At 69.5% G+C, this 20,001-nt stretch carries 16 protein-coding genes and 1 tRNA gene; 4 read left to right on the top strand and 13 right to left on the bottom strand.

Features of this window, described 5'->3' with window-relative positions:
• Nucleotide 1: 1 nt before the first annotated feature.
• From GY170_RS04265 to GY170_RS04245, 5 genes are all read right to left on the bottom strand, one after another.
• The gene (locus GY170_RS04265) at nt 2-907 is read right to left on the bottom strand and encodes a carbohydrate ABC transporter permease (protein ID WP_163890287.1); all 906 of its coding nucleotides are present in this window, start codon (nt 905-907) and stop codon (nt 2-4) included.
• On the bottom strand, nt 904-1,794 hold the full coding sequence (locus GY170_RS04260) for a carbohydrate ABC transporter permease (protein WP_163890285.1): 891 nt from the start codon (nt 1,792-1,794) through the stop codon (nt 904-906). The genes GY170_RS04265 and GY170_RS04260 overlap by 4 nt, the downstream gene beginning before the upstream one ends.
• Before the next feature lie 61 nt (nt 1,795-1,855).
• The gene (locus GY170_RS04255) at nt 1,856-3,151 is read right to left on the bottom strand and encodes an ABC transporter substrate-binding protein (protein ID WP_163891175.1); all 1,296 of its coding nucleotides are present in this window, start codon (nt 3,149-3,151) and stop codon (nt 1,856-1,858) included.
• A gap of 200 nt (nt 3,152-3,351) precedes the next feature.
• The gene (locus tag GY170_RS04250; protein WP_163890245.1) at nt 3,352-4,962 is read right to left on the bottom strand and encodes an MGH1-like glycoside hydrolase domain-containing protein; all 1,611 of its coding nucleotides are present in this window, start codon (nt 4,960-4,962) and stop codon (nt 3,352-3,354) included.
• Entirely contained in the window at nt 4,955-5,779 is an 825-nt protein-coding gene (locus GY170_RS04245) for a phytanoyl-CoA dioxygenase family protein (protein ID WP_163890243.1), read from the bottom strand. The genes GY170_RS04250 and GY170_RS04245 overlap by 8 nt, the downstream gene beginning before the upstream one ends.
• 255 nt (nt 5,780-6,034) lie before the next feature.
• Here GY170_RS04245 and GY170_RS04240 point away from each other — a divergent pair.
• Nucleotides 6,035-6,111 (top strand) — tRNA-His (locus GY170_RS04240).
• Nucleotides 6,112-6,301: 190 nt separating this feature from the next.
• A complete protein-coding gene (locus GY170_RS04235) occupies nt 6,302-7,006 on the top strand; it encodes a glyoxalase superfamily protein (RefSeq protein WP_163890241.1) in 705 nt (234 codons plus the stop codon).
• 79 nt (nt 7,007-7,085) lie between these two features.
• Here the strand turns inward: GY170_RS04235 and GY170_RS04230 are convergent, their stop codons facing one another.
• From GY170_RS04230 to GY170_RS04220, 3 genes are all read right to left on the bottom strand, one after another.
• Nucleotides 7,086-8,108 (bottom strand): uroporphyrinogen decarboxylase family protein, encoded by a 1,023-nt coding sequence (locus tag GY170_RS04230; protein ID WP_163890239.1) that lies wholly within the window; start codon nt 8,106-8,108, stop codon nt 7,086-7,088.
• Nucleotides 8,109-8,168: 60 nt separating this feature from the next.
• Nucleotides 8,169-9,023: a dioxygenase family protein gene (locus GY170_RS04225; RefSeq protein ID WP_163890237.1), complete on the bottom strand. Its 855-nt coding sequence runs from the start codon at nt 9,021-9,023 to the stop codon at nt 8,169-8,171.
• Between the two features lie 720 nt (nt 9,024-9,743).
• Nucleotides 9,744-10,049, bottom strand: a complete 306-nt coding sequence (locus GY170_RS04220; protein WP_163890235.1) for a DUF6476 family protein — start codon at nt 10,047-10,049, stop codon at nt 9,744-9,746.
• Here GY170_RS04220 and GY170_RS04215 point away from each other — a divergent pair.
• Nucleotides 10,048-11,070, top strand: a complete 1,023-nt coding sequence (locus GY170_RS04215; RefSeq protein ID WP_163890233.1) for an RluA family pseudouridine synthase — start codon at nt 10,048-10,050, stop codon at nt 11,068-11,070. The genes GY170_RS04220 and GY170_RS04215 overlap by 2 nt on opposite strands.
• On the opposite strand, the gene GY170_RS04210 is transcribed toward GY170_RS04215, so the two are convergent.
• From GY170_RS04210 to GY170_RS04190, 5 genes are all read right to left on the bottom strand, one after another.
• Entirely contained in the window at nt 11,061-11,663 is a 603-nt protein-coding gene (locus GY170_RS04210; protein WP_235924003.1) for a cell wall hydrolase, read from the bottom strand. The two genes, GY170_RS04215 and GY170_RS04210, sit on opposite strands and share 10 nt — an antisense overlap.
• Before the next feature lie 230 nt (nt 11,664-11,893).
• Entirely contained in the window at nt 11,894-14,446 is a 2,553-nt protein-coding gene (locus GY170_RS04205; RefSeq protein ID WP_163890230.1) for a putative PEP-binding protein, read from the bottom strand.
• Nucleotides 14,447-14,498: 52 nt separating this feature from the next.
• A complete protein-coding gene (glyS, locus tag GY170_RS04200; protein WP_163890228.1) occupies nt 14,499-16,556 on the bottom strand; it encodes a glycine--tRNA ligase subunit beta in 2,058 nt (685 codons plus the stop codon).
• Nucleotides 16,553-17,074 (bottom strand): DUF6446 family protein, encoded by a 522-nt coding sequence (locus GY170_RS04195; RefSeq protein ID WP_163890226.1) that lies wholly within the window; start codon nt 17,072-17,074, stop codon nt 16,553-16,555. Before GY170_RS04195 ends, glyS begins: the two co-directional genes overlap by 4 nt.
• Nucleotides 17,075-17,077: 3 nt before the next feature.
• Nucleotides 17,078-17,995, bottom strand: coding sequence for a glycine--tRNA ligase subunit alpha (locus GY170_RS04190; RefSeq protein WP_163890224.1), 918 nt, complete (start codon nt 17,993-17,995; stop codon nt 17,078-17,080).
• Between the two features lie 180 nt (nt 17,996-18,175).
• Here GY170_RS04190 and GY170_RS04185 point away from each other — a divergent pair, with 180 nt between their 5' ends.
• A complete protein-coding gene (locus tag GY170_RS04185; RefSeq protein WP_328799960.1) occupies nt 18,176-19,924 on the top strand; it encodes a trypsin-like peptidase domain-containing protein in 1,749 nt (582 codons plus the stop codon).
• Nucleotides 19,925-20,001: the final 77 nt, after the last annotated feature.

Raw genomic sequence — 20,001 nt, 5'->3', positions numbered from 1 at the left:
CTTACTTGAGTCCGCTCATGGCGATGCCGCGGATGATGAATTTCTGGAAGATGACGAAGAACACCACGATCGGCAGGATCGACAGCACGCTCATCGCGAACATCTGCCCGTATTCCGAGACCGAGTCCTGCGCGAGGAACATGCGCAGGGCGAGCGGCACCGTGTAGTCGTTGACGTCGTTGAGGTAGATCAGCGGGCCGAGGAAGTCTTCCCACGTCCAGATGAAGGTGAAGATCGCCGCGGTGGCCATGGCCGGCAGGCTGAGCGGCAGGATGATGGCCCAGTAGATCTTGAAGGGGCTGCACCCGTCGATCATCGCCGCCTCGTCCAGCTCCCGGGGGAGCTGGCGGAAGAACTGCACCATGAGGAAGACGAAGAAGGCGTCCGTGGCGAGGAACTTCGGCACGATCAGGGGCAGGTAGCTGTCCACCCAGCCGATCTCGAGGAAGAGCAGGTACTGCGGGATGAGCACCACGTGGTAGGGGATCATCAGCGTCGCCATCATCATCGCGAAGAAGGCATTCTTCCCCGTGAACTCCAGCCGCGCGAAGGCGTAGGCGGCGAAGGAGCAGGAGATCAGGTTGCCGATCACCGCGAGGATGGTGACGAAGCTGGAGTTGAGGAAGAACCGCGTGAAGCTGACGGTCAGCCCGTTCCAGCCCTCGGGGTAGTTCTCCGGCTGGAGCGTCCGGGGCAGGATGCGCAGCGCCTCCGAGAAGATCTCGTTGTCGGGCTTCAGCGAGGCGGAGACCATCCAGATCAGCGGGTACACCATGATGATGGTGCACAGGATCAGGAAGCCGTGCTTGAGCAGGCCGGCCCGGCGGTCGCGGCTGCGCTTTCTCTGGCGCAGCTCCGCGGCCATGGCGACGGCATCGAACGGTTGTGTCTGTGCGGCGTCGGTCATCGGTCGCTCTCGTAGTGAACCCAGTATTTCGACGTCCAGAAGGCGACGGCGGTGAAGACGGCGATGATGAGGAGCAGCACCCAGGCGAGCGCCGAGGCATAGCCCATGCGGAAGTAGCTGAACGCTTCCTGGTAGAGGTAGAGCGTGATGAAGAGCAGGCTGTCGAGCGGCGCGCCGTTGCCGCCGGAGATCACGAAGGCATGGGTGAAGCTCTTGAACGCCTCGATCATCTGCAGGACGAGGTTGAAGAAGATCACCGGCGCCAGCATCGGGATGGTGATCGAGAAGAACTGCCGCCACTTGCCGGCCGCGTCGATCTCCGCCGCCTCGTAGAGATCCTGCGGAATGGCGCGCAGGCCGGCGAGGAAGATCAGCATCGGCGAGCCGAACTGCCAGATGGCCAGCAGCACGATGGTGTAGAGCGAATAATTCGGGTCGGAGAGCCAGTATTCCCCCTCGATGCCGAAGATCCGCAGGAAGGAATTGACCACGCCGTTATAGTCGAAGAGCTGCCGCCAGAGGATCGCCACGGCGATGGAGCCGCCGAGGATCGAGGGCAGGTAGAAGAGCGCCCGGTACCAGCCGATGGCGCGGATGCCCTTGTCGAGCACCATGGCCACGCCGAGTGCGAAGGCCAGCTTCAGCGGCACGGAGAGGAAGACGAAGGCGAAGGTGACCGAGAACGCCTGCTTGAACCGGCGGTCGCAGCAGAACATGAACTCGTAGTTGGCCAGACCCTGCCAGACCGGCGGGTTGATGATGTCGTACTTGGTGAACGACAGGTAGAGCGAGGCGAGGATCGGCCCCAGCGCCAGGCAGAAGAACCCCAGAAACCACGGGGTGAGGAACAGGTAGGCCGGCCCGCTCTTTCTGAGGAATTTTTGCATCAGGAGTGCCTTCCAGGGGCGCCCGCTGCGGGCGCCCCCTTCTCGGTTGGAGGGATCGGTCTCAGTTGCGGCTGAGAACGAAGTTGGCCTGGTCGATGAAGTCCTGCGCGGCGTCTTCCATCGACGACTGCTCCAGCAGCACGCCGGTGGCAACACGCTTGTAGGTCTCCTCCACCTCGTTCGCCCCGGAGGGGAACGGCGGCGGCAGCTCGGCGGTCTTGCCGCGGATGCCGTCGAAGTATTCGACCGAGGCCGCCTCGGCCTCCGTCAGGGTGGGGATGAGGGCGTTGCGCGCCTCGGTGTTGGCCGGGATGCCGCGCTCGAGGCCGAGAACGTTGGTCATCTCGGTCATGTTGACGAAGGCGTTCATGTAGGTGGTCGCCGCCTCGGCGTTGGAGGTGTCGCGCGTCAGGCAGATGAACTGGCTGGGCTGGACGTAGGAGCCCGGCACCATGTCGGCGGTGTTGGGGAACATCGCCGCGCCGACCGGATCCTGCAGCAGCGCCTGCACGCCGACGAGCTGGTTTGACCACTGGTAGGTCGTCGCTGTCTGGCCGGTGACGATGCCCCAGTCGGCCATGTCGGCACTGACGAGCCCGGCGGAGGCGGGGCCCGGAGGGGCACCGCCCGCGTCGCGGATGTCCTTCCAGATGTTCCAGTACTCGACGAGCATCTCGACGGTGGCGCCGATGGTATCGTCCTCGTTGTAGAGCTGGCCGCCGCGCTGCACGACGAAGTCGGAGAAGTTCTGCCAGTTGGCGGTGTTGTCGTCGGTGCCGTAGACACCGTCGGGCGTGGCTTCCGAGACGGCGACGGCGATGCGCTTCACGTCGTCATACGTCCAGCCATAGGGGTCGAAGCCGTCACCGGCGGTGATGCCGGCGGCCTCGTACATGGCCTTGTTGTACATCGCCATATGCGCGTTGGCGCCGATGGAGAGGGCGTAGAGCTGGCCGTCGAAGGTGCCGGCCTGGATGGCCGAGTCGTCGATGCCGCTCAGGTCGATGGTGTTGCCGACGTATTCGTCGAGAGGCAGGATGGCGCCGCGCTCGATGTATTCGAAGATGGCGCCGTAGCCGTGCTGAATCACGTCAGGCATGTTGCCGCCGGCGATCTGCGTGGTCAACTTGGGGAAGTAGTCGCCGAAGCCGACCGTCTCGCCCGTGACCTGGATGTTGGGATGCGCCTCGTTGAAGATGTCGATCACGGCGAAGGTGCGGCGATCCCGCTCGGGGTTGCCCCACCAGAAGTGGCGGATCTGGGCGGTGTCCTGCGCGAAGGCCCGGCCGCCGAGCGCAGAGGCCGCTGCCCCCGCCGCGGTGGTCTGCATGAAGCGCCGACGAGTAAGCTGAGTCATATATTTCTCCTCCCTTAATTATCTTCAGCTTCTGGCAAAAAAGATTGTCAGTCAATCTTTTTCAATCGCCGCAACGCAGAAACTGAGCGAAGCCGAGCGGAAATGAGCGGTTATGATCGATTAACCTATCGAGAACGCGCGCCGCTACGCCCCTTCGGGAGCGGCGGCGCGGCGGGCCGACGGCGCCTTCTGCGCCGGTTTCAGCTCGATTGAGGGGGAATCAGCGAGGGCGCCCGGCTGCGCTCGAAGCCCCCTGTCCCGAGCGACAGAACCTCGTTGGGGCCGATGCGGAAGGGCAGCGCGCCATCGGGCGTCACCACCTCCCCCTCCCGCCCGCCGGCGGCGAGACCGACAAGCGCAGTCAGCGCGCCCGAGGCATCCGTCACCGCCCGCACGCCGGCCGGCAGCGTGAAGAGCGGCGCGCCGTCGCGGAAGGCCCGGCCCTCGCCGCCCTCCACCACCAGCTCGAAGCGCGCGCCGGCATGGCTGCGGCCATAGGCCGTCGCCGCCTCCGGCGCGTGATGGAGGAGCTGCGCGGGCGCGGCGGTGGAGAACCAAAGCTCGCCCCCCGGGCGCGGCAAGATGCCGCAAAGCCGCTCGGTGAAGTCGAGCAGCGCGAGGATCGAGGGGCTGTAGCTGTCGGTGAAGCCCGGCTCCCCCGAGAACGGCGAGAGCGTCTGGGGGAAGCGGTCCCACGTCGCCATGGCGCCGAGGATGGGCTGCATGGCGAAGCCCAGTTCCACATGCGCGCCATGCGCCTCGAAGGCGTGGTGGGCGCGGATCAGGGTGAGGAAGTTCGACGGCCCGCACCAGGAGTTGCGGGCGAAATCGGGATCGAAGCGCGGATCATCCAGGGCGATGGAGGTGAAGGGATAGCGCGCGAAGAACTTGCGCGTGTTGAGCAGGTAGCGCCGGGCGGCAGCCTCGAAGACGGTATCGTCGCCGATCTCGCAGGCCAGCACGCGCAGCAGCACGTCACCCTGCACCTTGAGGTGCGCGCCGGTGGCGTCGCGGTCGTAGAAGAGCCCGTCCGCCTCGTCCCAGCATTCGCGCCAGAGCGCCGCCTCGCTGGCCTCGGCCTTCTCCTCCCACGGGCCCGGATCCTCCCCCAGCTCCGCCGCCATCTGCGCGAGGTAGCGGCGCTGGCAGGCGACGTTGGCGGTGAGGTCGGGCGCGACGAGCGGCAGGCGGGGGTTGTCGACGTCATAGCGGGACGAATCGAAGTCCCGGCAGCCATCCGGCAGGTGCCAGAAGCGGGCGGATTCGTCGTGGCCGGTGTCGAAGGTGCAGAAGGCCTCCACCCCACCGGTGCCGCGCGTGTCTCGCGTGCGGGCGAGCCAGGCGTCGTTGGCCGCCATGGCCTTGTAGAGCCGCGCAAGCCAATCCCGATCCCCCGTCAGCCCGTAGAGATGCCAGACGGAGCGGGCCAGCGGCGTCACCGTCTGGATCTGGCGGAAGCTGGGGCCATCGGCGGTGATCTTGTAGGGGAAAAGCCCGTCCTCGCGCTGCAGGCGCGCGAAGCTGGCGAAGGTATCCGCCGCGATGCCGGGCAGGAAGCGGGAGAGATGCTCGGCATTGATCGTGCCGGTGCTCTCCAGCCAGCAGCCGGGGTAATTGCCGCCCTCCTGCAGAATGGGCGGGCCGCCGGCGATGGCGCGGATGCAGGTGAAGAGCTCCGCCACGGCGGCGGCATGGCGCGCCTCCAGCCCTTCGTTGGAGCTGGCGAAGCGCACGTCGGCCCGGCCCCAGGCCTCGGCATGGGGGCCGGTGGGGGCGGGGCGGGCGCGGAGGCGGTCGAGGAGATCAGGCATGAGGGTTCACCAGCTTGCGACGGTCGGGGGAGAGGCGGGCCATCAGCCCGTCGGAGGGGCGCCACTTGTGGCGGAAGTAGCCCCAGCTCGGCCCGTAGCGATAGACGCAGACGCGCCGCTCGCCCTCGTTCGTCCGCCGGGCGGAGCCGTGCATGATGGCATCGACGAAGAGCAGCGCGTCGCCCGCCTTCAGATGCGCCTCGATGCCGCCGGCGGTGTCATCGGCCGACAGCTCCTCACCGTAGCGCTCGCGCGGCACCGTCTGCGGGTGGCGAAGGTTGGACTTGTGCGAACCGGGGACGACCACGGTCGCCCCGTCGCCGGGGCCGATATCGTTCAGCGCGATCAGCACGTTGACCTGCCCGCAGTGGAACTTGCCGGCATGGTAGCGGTACTGGGTGCGGATCGTCCCCTTCTCTCCGCCCGAATGGAGGCGCTGCGCGCCGCCGGGGCCGCGGATGGTGCCGAAGCATTCGTCGATGAAGGCCGGCCCGTGGTGGCCGTCGAAATTATCCGGATCGTCGGTGCCGATGTAGTGCAGGCAATGGTCGAACCACGAGGGGTGGTCGAGCATTCGCTCCCAGACGCCGCCCATCTCGTAGAGCTGCTGGAACATCAGCCCCTCCTGCCGGCCGGGATCGCTCACCACCACCGGACCGCCGGGATGCGCCCGGTCGCGCTGGAGCGTGTCGTAGTCGCGGTTCGCCTCGGCCAGCTCCTCCCCCGAGAGGGCCCCCCTGAGAATCAGGTAGCCCTGCAGATCGAAGAGGTAATCGTCGAGCTGCCGCTGGGCGCTCTGGTCTTGCCGGTCCGTCATGTCATCCTCCCTGCCCTCTCCCGGGCGCTTGACGCCGAGTGTTCCACCACCTTCGCTCATGTTCAATCGGGTGAAGCAGTTTTCTGCTCGGAATTGATTGGGCGTCGGTGTGGAGGGGTGCGCCAGCGCTTGGCGGCGACGCCGCGCCCCCGTCGATGCACGGGAGCGCAAAGCGAGGAGCCGGCTAGGAGGCGCGCGGAATCGGACATCCGCCTTGCAATCACGCGGGGGCGCCTGTATCGGGAGCCCCGTCGTGCCGCCATAGCTCAGTAGGTTAGAGCGCTTGATTGTGGATCAAGAGGTCCCCCGTTCGAGCCGGGGTGGCGGTACCACTCTTCCATCTTGCCCGATCCCCCTTCCCCGGCTAGCCTGACTGCGGGCCGCCGCGCCGCCCGCCGCTCGCGTCCTTCGGGTCAGGGTGAAGGCGCGGGATGTCAGCCTCGAGATCGCCCCCATCTTCGCGCGGCACCTCCGGCAATGCGAGCACCGACGCCCAAGCCGCGCTGACATGGAGGTCGCTTCATGCGAACCTATCTCGACGCCAAACCCATGGCCCGGACCCTGCGCGAGGCGCTGGCCGAGCAGGGCATCCCCCTCTCCCACTCCGCCAGCCTCGAGCTGGTCGCCCGCCAGTTCGGCCTCGCCGACTGGAACACCCTCGCCGCGAAGATCGGCCAAGGGCCCGTTGGGACGCCGCTGCGGCTTCCCGCGGGCTGGGGGATGACCGGGGAGGCCATCAACGGCGTGACCCATCGGCTGGGGCTCGACCCCGCAGCCCCCGGGGTCGCCCTCATCGAGAGCATCCCGCCGCGCGGCGAGGGCGCCGACCTTGCCGGCAAGATTGCCGTCCTGATGCAGAGCCTGCGCGCCGAGCCTTACCTCGGGCAGCGCCTCCGCCTGTCCGTCTCGCTGCGATGCGAGGCGGCCGACGAGGTGACGGCCTTCTTTCGGGTCGATGCGCCCGGCACCGGCACCATGCGCTTCGACAACATGCTGAACCGGGGCGGTGGGCTGACGGGCACGGCGGGCTGGACGGAGCGGCAGATGGTGCTGGAGGTGCCGGACGGCGCCGGCAGCGTCCACTACGGCTTCTTCCTTCGGGGCTACGGCCGCGCCTGGGCCCGCGACGTCTCGGTGGAGGCGGTGGGGGAGGACGTGCCGATCACCGCCCGCAACAGCCAGCACCTGGACGCGCCGCGCAACCTCGACTTCCGCGAAAGCGCCTGACCGCCAAAAGGAAGGGGCCCCGCCAGCCGGCGGAGCCCCCCCAAAGACCTGCGAGACGGACCGGCAGGTCCGGCAAGCGTCAGCCGTGCTCGGCCCGGACGATCCTCGCGCCCTCGGCCATCGCCTTCATCTTGCCGAAGGCGACGTCAGCCGGCAGGTACTTCAGCCCGCAATCGGGGGCGACGATCACCTTGTCGGCGTCCACGTAGGGCAGCGCGCGGCGGATGCGGGCGGCGATCACTTCCGGCGTCTCCACCTCCATGTCGGCGAGGTTGAGCACGCCGAGGATGATGGACTTGCCGCGGAGATTCTCCAGCACCGAGGTATCGAGCTCGGACTGCGCCGTCTCGATGGAGATCTGGTTGCAGGAGCAGCCCGAAAGCTGCGGCAGGAAGGAGTATCCCTCCGGCCGGGCATGGATGATGGCGGCGTAGCCGAAGCAGATGTGCACGGCCGTGGTGCCCGCGGCGCCGTCGAGGGCGGCGTTCAGCGCCTCCAGCCCGTAGTCCTCGGCCGCCTCGGGGCGGGCCTGCATGTAGGGCTCGTCGAGCTGCACCACGTCGGCACCGGCGGCGAAGAGATCGGCGATCTCCTCCTTCACCGCGGCGGCATAGGCGAGCGCGAGGGCGCGCGGGTCACCGTAGTGATCGTCCTGCGCCTGCTGCGACATGGTGAAGGGCCCCGGCAGAGTGATCTTCACCTTCCGATCCGTATGCTGGCGGAGGAACTTGAGGTCCTCCACCTCCACGGCGTGCATGCGGCGGATGTCACCGGTGACGCGGGGCACCGGGTTCGGCTCTCCCGAGCGGTCGAGCGCGGTGCCGGGGTTGTCGAGGTCGACCCCCTCCAGCGCGTTGGCGAAGCGGTTGGAGTAGCTCTCGCGGCGGATCTCGCCATCGGTGATGATGTCGAGCCCGGCCTCTTCCTGCAGCTTGATCGCCTCGATGGTGGCGGAGTTCTGCGCCTCCTCCAGATGCTGCTCCGGGATACGCCACAGCTCCTTCGCACGGGTCCGGGGCGGGAAGCGCCCCTTCAGCTTCTCGCGGTCGATCAGCCATTCGGGCTGGCAGTAGGAGCCGACGAGAGAGGTCGGAAACAGCATGGGGATCCTCCGGGAATTGCAGGCCGGGGCTCCTCCGCCCCGCCCTGTATCTAGCTTTTCTCAGCCCTCGGGGGCCAGCGTGAAATCGAACTCGATGATGGCATCGGGCTTGCGATCCGTCTCGAAGGGGAGCGGATCGCCCGACTTCACCGGCTTCACCTTGGCGATGAGCGAGTTGCGCACGCCGAAGACGGCATCGTTATCCACGTAATCCGTCCCCTCGAAGAAGATCTCCGTGGTGATGGCGCGGTAGCCCTCGGCGCGCAGGATGTAGTGCAGGTGCGGCGCTCGCCAGGAGTGGCGCTTGCCGGCCCGGAGCAGGTCACCCACCGGGCCGTCGTAGGGCACGGTGTAGGGCTTGGGGAGCACGGTGGTGTACCAGTAGCGGCCCTGATCGTCGGTCTTGAAGATGCCGCGCAGGTCGTACTTGTCCTGCCCCTCCTCCTGGATCGGGTAGGTGCCGGCGCTGTCGGCCTGCCAGGTGTCGACGATGGCGCCGGCGAGCGGCTTCTTCAGCGTGTCCTGCACCTTGCCATGCATCAGCACGGTGACGCCGGGCCGCCCGTCGGAGAGGTCGGTGCCCAGCTCCAGCTTGGGCGCGTTGTCGAGGTAGAAGGGCCCGAGGTTGGAGCCTTCGGTGGCGCCGCCGCGGGTGTTGATCATGTCCACGAGGGCCGACCAGCCGAGCACGTCGGAGAGCAGGATGAACTCGTGCCGCTCCGGCGTGGAGATCTGCCCGCAGTTGTAGAGGAACATGAGGACGGCCATCCACTCGTCATGGGTAAGCTTCGTCTCACGGGTGTAATCGTGCAGGTGGTCGATGAACCCCTCGAGGAGGAACTTCAGGCGGCTGCCTTCCTCCGTCTCGAAGGAGTCCTTCACCCTCTGCGTCAGGTTGTATTCGTTGAGATCCATCGGCTTTCCCTCCCGAATTGCCAGATGCGCCGCGCCTCCTCGCGCAGGCGCCAACTTCGCGGAAAGGCGGCAGCGCCGCAATGCGCAAATGGGCGGGCAGCGGTGCGGCGAGGTGGCGCGGGCGCTCTGCGTAGGGTGGGTTTCCAACCCACCTTCCCCGCTCACTACCCCGCACCTCCATCCGCAGGCGCAGGGCGAGCGCCTGCCCGTGGGGTGGCGCTCCAACGGTCCAGCTGCGCACTTTATCCCCGCAAGACCCCTCCCCGCCCTGAGCGGAGAACCAAGCCCAGCCAGAGCGCCAGCCCGCCGGGACGGGCAGGCGCTCGCCCTGCGCCTTTGGCGTGTACAGGGCGGGGGAACAGCTCAGGCCGGTCGCCGCGACTCCAAGCTCTCAGCGATGTCCCCGTAGGGTGGGTTTCCAACCCACCGCCCCGCTCACTACACCGCACCTCCATCCGCAAGCGCAGGGCGAGCGCCTGCCCGTGGGGTGGCGCTCCAACGGTCCAGCTGCGCACTTTATGCCCGCCAAGCCCGCCGCCGCACGCCGCTCCGCACCAAGCCCAGCCAGAGCGCCAGCCCGCCGGGACGGGCAGGCGCTCGCCCTGCGCCTTTGGCGCGTACCGGGCGCGGGAAAAGCTCAGGCGGGGTCCCCGGGGCCGCCCAAACCCGGCCCCGGCGCGCCGGGGTGGGTGGGCGGGAGGCGGGCCGGGGCGGGCGGGCCTAACCCTCGGGGAGCTGCATGCGCCGCAGCTCCCGGCCCTCGAGGTCGTAGGCGACCACCAGCCCGGAGCGGGTCACGATGAGGTACCAGCCGGGCCCGGCCGTCACCGCCTCCACCGCCTCGCCCGCGGGCGCGACGATAGCGTCGGGCAAGGGCAGGCCGGGGCTCGGGGCATTGAGGCGGACCAACAGCATCGCTATGAGCAGCACGAAGCCCACGATCATCACGCCCGCCAGCGTGATCACCAGCCATTTCAGCCAGAGCAGTTGCGGCGGCAGGCCGCTCTCCTCGCCCGGATCATGCATGCCGCGCCTCACCTTTCGCATCGGGCCTCAGCCCCCCGCCCGGCTTGATAGGGCGCTGGCCCGCGATGTGCCAGTGGAGGCGGCCCTCTCCCGCTCGCGCCTCGCCCGGCTTCTCGCCGACGGCGCCGTGCTGATCGACGGCGCCCCCGCCCCCTCCCCCAAGGCGCCCGTCGCCGAGGGCGCGCTGGTGGAGATCGAGATCGAGGCCCCGGCCGAGGTGGAGACGGCGGCGGAGGCGATCCCGCTCGAGATCCTGCACGAGGATGACGACCTCATCGTCCTCGACAAACCCGCCGGCATGGTCGTCCACCCCGCCCCCGGCTCCCCCGGCGGCACGCTGGTCAATGCCCTCCTCGCCCATTGCGGCGACAGCCTTGCGGGGATCGGCGGGGAGAAGCGGCCCGGCATCGTCCACCGGATCGACAAGGATACCTCCGGCCTGCTCGTCGTCGCCAAGACCGACCGGGCGCACCACGCCCTCTCCGCCCAGTTCGCGGCGCACAGCGTCGAGCGCAGCTACCTCGCGCTCTGCCACGGCGCGCCCGATCCGGGCGATCCGCGGCTGAACGGCATCAAGGGGACGAGCTTCGAGAGCGGCGAGGTGCTGAAGATCCAGTCCCTCCTCGGGCGGCACAAGACCGACCGGCAGCGGCAGGCTGTCTCCTTCAGCCAGGGGCGCCACGCCGTCACCCGCGTGCGGGTGATGGAGCGCTTCGGCGCGCCCACCTCCCTCGCCCTCTGCGACTGCCGGCTGGAGACGGGGCGCACGCACCAGATCCGCGTGCACATGTCCCATATCGGTCATGCTCTTGTCGGGGATGCGACCTATGGCGGCCGCCGCAAGGCGCCGGCGAAGGCGCTGGGGGCGGAGCTCGCCGCCGCCGTCGATGCCTTCCCGCGGCAGGCGCTGCACGCGGCGTCGCTGGGCTTCGAGCATCCGGCGGGCGGGCGGATGAGCTTCACCGCCGCGCCGCCGGAGGATTTCGCCGCACTGCTGGCGGCGCTGCGCGCTCAGGTCTGACGATAGAACAGATGGGCGCCGATCTGCGCCGTCTGCGGGAAACTGCGGGCCCAGGAGGGGCGCACGGCGGTGGTGTGATAGTAGGTCGCGCCGTTGGTCAGCTCCCGGTCGGCCCCGTCGAGCATCAGCCGCGCGACCTTGCCCACGCGGGCCCATGCCGCCTGCTCGTGCACCACTTCGGGCGTGCCGTCGCAGGTATAGGTGAACTGGCACTGGTACTGCGCGCCAGTGCCCTGGTGGATTACCCCGCAGACGGAGCCGGGGAAGCGCCCCGAATCGACCCGGTTCATGATCACCTCGGCCACCGCGAAGAGGCCCTGCGCGCTCTCGCCGCGCGCCTCGAAGTAGAGCGCCTCTGTCAGACACTGCCACTCGGCGCCGCCGGAGGCGGTGGGCAGCTGGGTGAGGAAGGCCTCCGTGTAGGCGAGGTCGCCCATCGCGGCGAGCCGGTCCTCGGAGGGTGCCGTCACGGCGAGCAGCCGCGCCTCGGGCGTGGCCGAGAGCGCCTGACGCTCCTGCCCCATGAGGTCGGAGAGCTGGCCGGCCAGCTGTCCGTCCGCCGAAGCGATCCCCGGCCCCATGAGTGCCAGCATGAAAAAGGCGCCACGCAGCGCCCGGATTCCCGCCTGTGCGAGCTGCATCGTCCTGTCATCCCCTCGGGCGCGGTCTGCCCCGCGCGAGCAGGGCGTGGTTAGGCCCTGCGGCTTAACAGGTCGAATCCGGGTCCCGCCGGAGCGATGGAACCGGCGGAATCTCGCCTAAACTTTGACAGAAACTACAATCAATAGCGGCACTTATTGGCCAGAACCACAACCCGTAGCGCCTAATTGCTCCGCGCCTGGCGCTCCGCGATGGCCAGCTGGGCCGCCGACAGGCGCGCCACGGGCACCCGGTAGGGCGAGCAGGAGACATAGGTGAATCGCTCCCCCCGGCAGAACTCGATGGCGCGCGGGCTGCCGCCATGCTCCCCGCAGATCGCCACGGTGATGTCCGGCCGGGTGGCGCGGCCGCGGGCAGCGCCGATCTGCAGCAGCTCCCCCACCCCCTCGACGTCGAGCAGGTGGAAGGGGTCTTCCTCGTAGACGCCGCGGCGGACGTAGGCGCCCATGAAGCGGCCCGCGTCATCCCGGCTGAGGCCATAGGCCATCTGCGTCAGGTCGTTGGTGCCGAAGGAGAGGAAGCTGGCATGGGCGGCGATGTCGGCGGCGCGCAGCGCAGCGCGCGGCGTCTCCACCATCACGCCGAGGCGGTAGTCGAAGGTGGCGCCGGTCTCGGAGCGGACGGCGGCGGCCACCGCCTCGACCATTCCCTTGACCACCTCGACCTCCTTGGCGGCGGAGACGAGGGGGATCATAATCTCCGGCACCACCGGTTCGCCGGCGCGCCCCGCCTCGATGGCGGCCTCGAAGATGGCGCGGGCCTGCATCTCGTAGATCTGCGGCACGGCGATGCCGAGGCGCACGCCCCGCATCCCCAGCATCGGGTTGTATTCCGTCAGCGCCTCCACCCGCGCCTGCACGTCGGCGAAGGGCTTGCCCAGCCCTTCGGCCATGTCCTTCAGCCCGCGCTTGTCGGTGGGCAGGAACTCGTGCAGCGGCGGATCGAAGAGGCGGATGCAGACCGGCTGGCCCTGCATGATCTCGAACAGGCGGATAAAATCGCCGCGCTGCAGGGGCAGCAGGCGGGAGAGGACGGCTTTGCTCTCCTCCTCCGTCTCGGAGAAGATGACCTCGCGCATCAGCCCGATGCGCCCGTCCTCGAAGAACATGTGCTCGGTCCGGCAGAGGCCGATGCCCTCGGCCTCGAAGCGGCGGGCCACCTGCGCGTCTCCCGGCGTATCGGCATTGGCACGCACGCCGATGTCGCGGTGCTGGTCTGCCCAGGTGAGGAGGGTGCGGAAGCTGTCATCCATCCCCGCCTCGATCAGCTTCGCCTCGCCCGCGAGGATCTCCCCGGTGGAGCCGTCGATCGTCACCCAGTCGCCGGGCTTGAGCACCCGCCCGCCGGGCGCCTGCACATGGCCTTGCCGGTCGATGGAGAGGTCCCCTGCCCCCACGACGCAAGGCAGGCCGATGCCCCTGCCGATGACCGCGGCGTGAGAGGTCATGCCGCCGCGGATGGTGATGATCCCCTCCGCCGCCTGCATACCGCGGATATCCTCCGGCGAGGTCTCGCGGCGGATGAGGATGCAGGGCTCGCCCCTCGCCTCGCCCTCCTGCGCCTCCTGCGCCGTCAGCACGAGGCGTCCCGTCGCGGCGCCGGGGGAGGCGGCGATGCCGCGAGCGACGACGTCTCGCCTTGCGCCCGGGTCCACCTGCGGGTGGAGGAGCGCCGTCAGCGCGCTGGCCGGCACGCGCATCACCGCCTCGTCGCGGGCGATGATGCCGTCGCTGGCCAGCTCCACCGCGATCTTCACAGCGGCGCGGGGGCCGCGCGGCAGGCGGACGGCATCGAGGATGGCGACGCGGCCCGAATCGATGGTGAACTCCACCTGCATCTCTTCGCGCAGGCGGATGCGGGAGAGCTCGCCCGCCGCCACCAACTCCGCGAAGGCCTCCGGCGCCTCCTCCTCCAGCGATTTGCCGCGCGCGTCGCGGGTGATGTAGAGCGCCCCGGAGGAGACGGAAAGCGCCTCGCGCCCTTGGCTCTGGCGCAGGTAGCGCCCGGTGATCTGCGGCTCCCCCGTCTCGGAGTTCACGAAGGCGATGACGCCCGAGCCGCTCTCCCCCGGCCCCACGCCCAGCGCCAGCGCCTGCACGACGAGGCCGAGCCCGGCATCCGCCGGCGCGCCCTTCGACTGGCGCAGCAGCCGGGCCGAGGTGCCCTTCCACGCGCGGGCCATGGATCGGAGCACCTCGGCCAGCTGCACCTCGGGCGTGTCGGGGAACGGCTCCTCCATCTCCTCCTCGTAGAGGGCGCGCATGGCGGCGACGGCCTCTGCCGTGGGCGTGTCGGGGAGGTGGAAGAGATCCGGATCCAGCCGGGCGACATGCTCGGCGTAGGACTGGATGAAGCGCAGGTAGAGCGCGTTGGCCGCCTCCTCGCCGATGCTTTCGCAGAGCCGGGCGTGTCGGGCATCGTTCATGCCGATATTGAGGATGGCCGAGGGGCCGCCCCAGTCCTGGTCCTGGCTGGAGGGGCGCACGCAGAGGAGCGGCGCCGGACCGAAGGGCTCCAGGATCTCCGCCACGGGCGGCGCCTTGCCGAGGGCGATCTCGTGCACGGCGTCGAAGGAGAGGGCGACGGTGGTGGGCACGTTGAAGCCGAGGCGCACCAGCCGCTGCAGGCACTTCGCCCGGCCGCCATGCACGGACGGCGCCATGCGCGCCGTCGGCGTGATCAGCGTGACCGTCTCGAACCGCGCGTGTTGCTGCATTGCGGCATGGTCCTCCCCGGGCACCTTACGCCTTCGCGCCCGCCGATCAAGCTCACCCTTCCAGACGGGTCAGATCGGCGGCCGCGAGGCAGACGCTGCGGATGCGGCTGAGCAGGTTCAGGCGGTTGCGGCGCAGGAGCTGGTTGTCGGCATTCACCTGCACCGCCTCGAAGAAGGCGTCGATCGGCGCGCGGAGGGCAGCCATGGCGGACATGGCGGCGGCGTAATCCTCCGCCTCCAGCGCCGGGGTGATCTTCGCCTCCGCCGCGTCGAGGGCGGCGAAGAGGGCCTTTTCCTCCGCCTCCTCGGCGAACTTGGGATCGGCGCCGAAGGAATATTCCACCCCGTCGGCGGCCTCTGCCTGCGAGAGGATGTTGTTGGCGCGCTTGAAGCCCTGCACGAGGTTCTCGCCGTCATCCGTCTTCAGCACGTCGGCCAGCGCCTTGGCGCGGGCGGTGACGAGGGCGAGATCCGCCGATTCCTTGGTGAGGCAGGCGTCGATCACGTCGTGGGGCACGCCGGCATCGCGCAGGTGCACCTTCAGCCGCTCATGGAAGAAGCGCATCAGATCGGCCATGTCCGCGCCGCGGTTCGCCTGCCCGATCAGCTCGTCGAGCGGCAGGCGCAGGTCGTTCGCGAGGATCAGGCGGATCACGCCGAGCGCCGCGCGGCGGAGGGCGAACGGGTCCTTCGAGCCGGTCGGCTTCTCGTCGATCGCCCAGAAGCCCGCCAAAGTGTCGAGCTTGTCGGCCAGCGCCAGCGCGACGGAGACGGGGGCGGTGGGCACATCGTCCGACGGGCCGAGGGGGGCGTAATGTTCCTGCACGGCGGCGGCGACCTCGGGCGCATGGCCGCCTTCGGCGGCGTAGTAGCGGCCCATGAGGCCCTGCAGCTCGGGAAACTCGCCGACCATCTCGGAGCGCAGGTCCGCCTTGGCGATGCGGGCCGCCTCGGCCGCCTGCTCCGCCTCGGCGCCGACCATGGGCGCGATGAGGCGGGCCAGCGCCTCGATCCGCGCCACGCGGTCGGCTTGACTGCCCAGCTTCGACTGGAAGGTGACGTTGGCCAGCCCCTCGGCCATGCCGGCGAGGCCGCGGTCACGGATCTCGCGCAGGTCATTGTCCCAGAAGAACTTCGCGTCCGACAGGCGGGCGCGCAGGACGCGGGAATTACCGGCGAGGATGGCGGCGCCGCCATCCTCTGCCTCGATATTGGCGACGGTGACCCAGGCCTCGATGCGGCCCGTCTTTGGGTTCTTCACCGAGAAGAACTTCTGGTGCTCCTTCATCGAGGTCTGCAGCACCTCCGGCGGCAGGCCGAGAAACTCATCCTCGATGCCGCCCATCAGCACCACCGGCCACTCGACGAGCCCGGCGACCTCGGCGAGGAGGCCATTGTCCTCCACCACCTCCAGCCCCTTGGCGAAGGCGAGGTGGGTGGCGTCGTGCCAGATCGCCTCGGCCCGCGCATCGGGGCGCAGGATGACGCGGGCGGTCTTCAGCTTCGCCTCGTAATCCTCAAAGGACTGGGCGGAAAAGGCCGCCGGCCCCATGAAGCGGTGGCCTTGCGTGCGGTCACCCGCGACCAGCCCGTCCAGCTCCAGCGGCACCACCTCGGCGCCGCCCTCGTCGGAGAGGACGCAGAGGATGGAATGGAGCGGCCGCACCCAGCGCAGGCTCCCCGAGCCCCAGCGCATCGACTTGGGCCACGGGAAAGTGCGGATGGTCTTCTCCAGCACCTCGGCGACGATCTCCGCAGCGCCGCGGCCAGGGGTGACGATGGTGGCGAAGTAGGCCTCGCCCTTCTTGTCGGGGCGCACCTGCAGGTCGTCCATCGTGAGCCCGGTGGAGCGCAGGAAGCCCTCGATGGCCTTCTCGGGCGCGCCGACCTTGGGGCCCTTGCGCTCCTCCCGGCTCTCCTGGCTCGCCTCGCTCAGCCCCTCGATGACGAGCGCCAGCCGGCGCGGCGTCGCGAAGGCGGCGGCGGAGGCATAGGTGAGCCCGGCCTCGACGAGGCCGTCCGTGACGAGCGTCTTGAGGTCGCCCGAGGCCTTGCCCTGCATCCGCGCCGGGATTTCCTCGCTGAACAGCTCGATCAGCAGCTCTTTCATCGGACATACTCCTCGGGCGGGGGCGGGCAGCCTTCCGGCGCCGGCTCGCCATCGTAGACGGCGGCGCCGCAGGGGTTGATCTGGTGCCAGGACATCGCCCGGCCGTCGGGGTAGACGGCGACGACGCGGTCGACGCCGTACTCGATGTCGCCCTGCCCGAGGAGCGGCGTCGCCAGCCCCTCCTCGATGTCGTCGCCCACCTGGTTGGCGTCGTAGCAATCGAACCAGCGGGGGCCGGTCAGCGGCTCCGCGGCGGGATAGGGCTGGAAGGCGCCGAGCGCGATGCCCTCGGGCAGCTGGAAGCAGGCGCGGTAGCGGATGGGGGAGGAGTCGGCGTCGATCCCCTGGTAATTTTCGAACGTCACTGGCACGGGCTGGCCGGTCGCGAGCTCCGTCAATTGCACTTCTGCAACCTCGGGGCCGACCTCGAAGTAGAAGGCCCGCGTCTGCAGGTACCACATTCCGAGCCCGACGGCGGCGGCGACGACCAGCATCAACAGGATGGCGAGACGGGCCATGCGTCAGGCGGCCTTCGCCGCGTCCGTGGTGACGAAGGCGTCAGCGCAGGCCTTCGCCAGCGCCCGCACCCGGCCGATATAGGCCTGCCGCTCGGTGACGGAGATCACGCCCCGCGCGTCGAGCAGGTTGAAGATGTGGCTGGCCTTGATGCACTGGTCATAGGCCGGGTGAGCGAGGACGATGCGCTTGCCCGTCTTCGGGTCCTCCTCCGGCAGGGAGAGGAGAGCGTGGCACTCCGCCTCCGCCCGCTCGAAATCGCCCAGCAGCTTCTCCGTATCCGCCGCATCAAAGTTGTGGCGGGAATACTCCTCCTCCGTCTGGCGGAAGATGTCGCCATAGGTCAGCGGGATGGGCGACTGCGGGTCGTTGAACGGCATCTCCATCACGTGCTCGGCGCCGAGCACGTACATGGCCAGCCGCTCCAGCCCGTAGGTCAGCTCGCCAGAGACGGGGTGGCAATCGTGGCCGCCGACCTGCTGGAAGTAGGTGAACTGGCTCACCTCCATCCCGTCGCACCAGACCTCCCAGCCGAGGCCCCAGGCGCCGAGCGTCGGGCTCTCCCAGTCATCCTCGACGAAGCGGATGTCATGGTTGGCCATGTCGATGCCGATGGCCTCGAGGGAGCCGAGGTAGAGCGCCTGCAGGTCGGGCGGCGAGGGCTTCAGGATCACCTGGTACTGGTAGTAGTGCTGGAGCCGGTTCGGGTTCTCGCCGTAGCGCCCGTCGGTCGGGCGGCGCGAGGGCTGCACGTAGGCCGCGGCCCAGGCCCTGTCGCCCAGCGCACGCAGCGTCGTGGCCGGGTGGAAGGTGCCGGCGCCGACCTCCATGTCGTAGGGCTGCAGGATCGCGCAGCCCTGGCCCGACCAGTAGGTCTGCAGGCGCAGGATGATCTCCTGAAAGCTCCTTGGGCGGTCGGCCATGTCCATGCTCCTCGGTGACGGGCGGGGGATAGTCCCCCCGGGCGGACGGGTCAATCGCGCCACGCCGGGGGCCAATCGGCCGCGCACACGGCAATTTCGGGTGCGAGGCCCCGTCGGCGCCGCTAAAGGGGGCAGAACGGCGAAGGCAGCGCGAGATATGGTGACGTGAAGAGATTGCGGGTGACGGCCCTTCTGTGGGCTCTGGGTGCGGCGGGCGGCGCGATGGCGCAGGAGAGTGTCTGGGTGCAGGTGGAGGCGCGGCCGACCCTGTCCTCCGCCGAGGCGCGGGTGCGCGAGTATGCCGCCACGCTGCCGGACGTGGTGGGCTACGCGCTCGCCTCCGGCTGGTACGGCATCGCCATCGGCCCCTACACGCGCCCCGATGCGCAGACGGTGCTGGGGCAGCTGCGCTCCTCCGGCGCCATCCCCAACGACAGCTTCATCGCCACCGGCAGCAATTACCGCCAGCAGTTCTGGCCCATCGGCGTCGGCGCCTCGCAGGTGGCCCAGCCCCTGCCCGAGGGCGTGACGCCCGCCGAGGGCGCGACGCCGTCGGCAGAGGAGCCGCAGGTCGCCGAGCCGGCAGAGCCGCAGCCCGCTCCCGACGAGACCCCGGCCGAGGCGCGCCAGAGCGAGGCACGGCTCACCGGGCCCGAGCGGCAGGAGCTGCAGGTGGCGCTCCGCTGGGCCGGCTTCTACGACGGCCCCATCGACGGCGCCTTCGGCCGCGGCACCCGCGGCTCGATGTCCGCCTGGCAGCAGTCGAAGGGCTTCGAGGCGACGGGCGTGCTCACCACGTCCCAGCGCACCGCGCTCTTCGCCGATTACAACGCCGTCTTCGACGGCATGGATCTCGGCCGAGTCCGCGACGCGCAGGCGGGGATCGAGATGGTCATGCCCCGCGGCGCCGTCACCTTCGCCGACTACGCGCCCCCCTTCGCCCGCTACGAGCCGGCGAGCCCGGATCTGCCGGTGGAGATGCTGCTCATCAGCCAGCCGGGAGACCAGGACCGGTTCTTCGGCCTCTACGAGATCATGCAGACGCTGGAGGTCATCCCGCCGGAGGGCCCCCGCTCGCGCGATGCCACCCACTTCACCGTCGAGGGTGTGGGTCCGGATCGGCACTCCTTCGTCGAGGCGTGGCACGAGGACGGGCAGATCAAGGGCTTCGCCCTCCTCTGGATCGCCGGCGACGAGGAGCGCTTCACGCGTATCCTCTCCGAGATCCGCCCGACCTTCACCCGCATACCCGGCGTGCTCGACCAGGCCGTGGCGCCCCCGGGCGAGGACCAGGCGATCGACCTCGTCTCCGGCCTCGCGGTGCGCCAGCCGCTGCGCACGAGGACCGGTTTCTTTATCTCCGAGGATGGCGCGGTGCTGACGACGGCGGCGGCCGTGGAGGGCTGCGGCGCCGTCTCCATCGACGGGACGGATGCCGAGGTGGCGGCGAGCGACCCGGGCCGGGGGCTGGCGCTGCTGCGCCCGCGGACACCGCTGGCGCCGCTCTCGGTGGCGGCGTTTCAGACGGGCGTGCCACTGATCGGCGACGAGGTCGCCGTGGCCGGCTTCCCCTTCGGCGGCGTGCTGGCGACCCCGGCGCTGACCTTCGGCGAGCTGGCGGACATCCGCGGGCTGAACGGCGAGGAGGACCTCAAGCGCCTATCCCTCGCCGCCGAGCCGGGCGATTCCGGCGGCCCGGTCTTCGACGGCACGGGCGCGGTGCTGGGCATGCTGACGGAGCCGGCGGCGCCCGGCGGCACCGAGCTGCCCGCCGACGTCAGCTTCCTGGTGGAGACGGACGCCATCCTTCCGGCGCTCCAATCGGTCGGCGTCACCCCCGTCGCCGAGACCCGCGCCACCCCCGTCTCCCCCGAGCGCCTCACCCGCCACGCGGGAGACGTGACGGTGCTGGTGAGCTGCTGGGAGTAGGCGGGGGCGCGGGCGGTTTGACCCCGTAGGGTGGGTTTCTAACCCACCACCCCGACCTCCCCCGGGCACACCATCCG

This window comes from Pseudoroseicyclus tamaricis (genome assembly GCF_012070395.1).
Taxonomy (GTDB): Bacteria; Pseudomonadota; Alphaproteobacteria; order Rhodobacterales; family Rhodobacteraceae; genus Pseudoroseicyclus_A; species Pseudoroseicyclus_A tamaricis.
This window is presented reverse-complemented; position numbering and strand designations above follow the sequence as displayed.